The sequence below is a fragment of the Bradyrhizobium sp. genome (assembly GCF_049581145.1).
In the GTDB taxonomy this organism is placed as follows: domain Bacteria; phylum Pseudomonadota; class Alphaproteobacteria; order Rhizobiales; family Xanthobacteraceae; genus Bradyrhizobium.
On record NZ_JBAURI010001185.1, the window covers coordinates 1 to 1,824 of the forward strand.

Consider the following 1,824-nt stretch of genomic DNA (forward strand, 5'->3'; position numbering starts at 1 on the left):
CGAGACCAGCCGCGCGGTCGCCGTGCGCGACCTGGCGCGGCGGGTGCTGACGTTCTCGTCGTCCTCGCCCGGCGTGCTCGGCGACCAGGCCGAGGCGATGCTGCACGATGTCGAGGCGCGGCTGGCGCCGTTCAGCCGCGAGGGGTTCGTGACCGAGATCGTGGTGGCGACGGCGCAGGTGGTGCGGCGGTAGGCGCCGTGGCTGCGCGAGGGACGCTCAAATAATCGCCAGCGGCGCGCGCGGGTTTCATCTTGCGGTCGTCGCGCGATGCGACAAGATCGTTCCGCCTGTTCATTCAGCCGTTACACGGCAGTCCGCCAGATTCAAGGAGAGACAGCATGAACGACACCGCGACGTCCCGCGAGGATCGGAACAAGGCGCTGGTCCGCGAGCGCTTCGAGGCATGGGCGCAAGGCACCGGCAGCCCGTTCGAACTATTGACCGAGGATGCAAGCTGGACCATTGAGGGCCGCTCGGTCGCGTCGAAGACCTATCGGGGCCGCGAGACTTTCCTGCGCGAGGTGATCCGGCCATTTAACGCGCGCATTAGCGTCGGGCTGAAGCCCAGCATCCGCGGGATCTACGCCGACGGCGATGTCGTGGTGATCTTCTTCGACGCCAAGGGGACCGCGCGCGACGGCGAGCCCTATGCCAACACCTATTTCTGGCTGTTCGAAATGCATGACGGCAGGGTCACGCGGGCGTCGGCGATGTTCGATAGCGTCGAGTTCAACGATTTCTGGGTGCGCGTCGCGCCGGCCGAGGCGTGAGGGGCGGCCGCCTTGGTGGCGCCGAGCCGGGCGCTGCAGGTTGCGGGAGGTGTATGGCGCGACAACTCCCGTCATTCCTGGGAGCGATAGCGACGAACCAATCCATTCCTGTTTTGCGACACGATGGATTGCTTAGCTGCGCTCGCAATGACGGAATTAGGCGTCGAGCGGTGCCCGATCAATCAAATCAATCCGCGCAGAATCTGCGCGGCGTGCCAGCGCAGGCGGGCGGTGTCGAGGTTGAAGGTGCTGGAGCATTCCTCCTCGCGCTCGCCATCGGCGAGCACGGCGCCGCAATGCCGGCAGCTGCGCGGCGGAATCGCAAACGCCGTGCCAGCGCCGTTGCGCTCGCGATACCGCGCGAGCTCGACGACGTTGCGGGATGACGTTATGGATTTCTCAACCATGGCTGTCCTCGGCTTATGGAGGACACCATCGCAGAGAAGTTTCGCTCAAACGTTCAGCGCACCGCTCAAATTTTACCGGAGAAATTCGGGCAGCAAACAAAGCGCTATCGAATGGGGTCGTCATTGCGAACGACGCGAAGCGATCCGTAAAGCAACAAGGGGCAACTGCTCCGTCGCTTCCGCTCTTGCTCGTCGAATTGCGGCGCACAAGCCGCTCCTCGCAGTTAAGACCTCCTACAACCAGTTCTTCCATTTGAAGATCAGGTAAGGCAGCACCGCGGCGGCCACCATCGCGATCAGCGCAAGCGGATAGCCGTGCGTCCATTCCAGTTCGGGCATGATCTTGAAGTTCATGCCGTAGATCGAGGCGATCAGGGTCGGCGGCATCAGCACCACGGCCATCACCGAGAACAGCTTGATGATGTTGTTCTGCTCGAGATTGACGACACCGAGCATGGCGTCGAGCACGAAGGTGATCTTGTTCGACAGATAGGAGGCGTGGTCGGTCAGGGAACCGACATCGCGCTGCATGGTCTTCAGCTGCACGCGCATTTCCTTCGACCATTTGACCCCATCGGACTCGGCGGCGACGAAGGAGACGAGGCGGCCGATCGAGACCAGGCTCTCGCGGACTTTCGAGGTGAGG

3 protein-coding genes and 1 pseudogene are annotated in these 1,824 nt (G+C 63.0%); 2 read left to right on the forward strand and 2 right to left on the reverse strand.

Annotated features, from left to right (window positions below):
- Positions 1 to 193 (forward strand): annotated as a pseudogene (locus WCB02_RS37690) (class I SAM-dependent methyltransferase); the annotation flags it as partial.
- Positions 194 to 339: 146 nt separating this feature from the next.
- On the forward strand, positions 340 to 771 hold the full coding sequence (locus tag WCB02_RS37695; protein WP_423967057.1) for a nuclear transport factor 2 family protein: 432 nt from the start codon (positions 340 to 342) through the stop codon (positions 769 to 771).
- Positions 772 to 953: 182 nt separating this feature from the next.
- On the opposite strand, the gene WCB02_RS37700 is transcribed toward WCB02_RS37695, so the two are convergent.
- Both WCB02_RS37700 and WCB02_RS37705 read right to left on the reverse strand, forming a co-directional pair.
- Entirely contained in the window at positions 954 to 1,178 is a 225-nt protein-coding gene (locus WCB02_RS37700; RefSeq protein WP_423967059.1) for a hypothetical protein, read from the reverse strand.
- A 234-nt stretch (positions 1,179 to 1,412) separates the two neighbouring features.
- Positions 1,413 to 1,824, reverse strand: a 412-nt coding sequence (locus WCB02_RS37705; protein WP_423967061.1) for a CorA family divalent cation transporter, incomplete at its 5' end; no start/stop codon positions are given.

What these genes read in the sequence shown, in the direction of transcription:
- WCB02_RS37695 (WP_423967057.1), top strand. Translation starts at nt 340, where the DNA reads ATGAACGACACCGCGACGTCCCGCGAGGATCGGAACAAGGCGCTGGTC.
- WCB02_RS37700 (WP_423967059.1), bottom strand. Translation starts at nt 1,178, where the DNA reads ATGGTTGAGAAATCCATAACGTCATCCCGCAACGTCGTCGAGCTCGCG.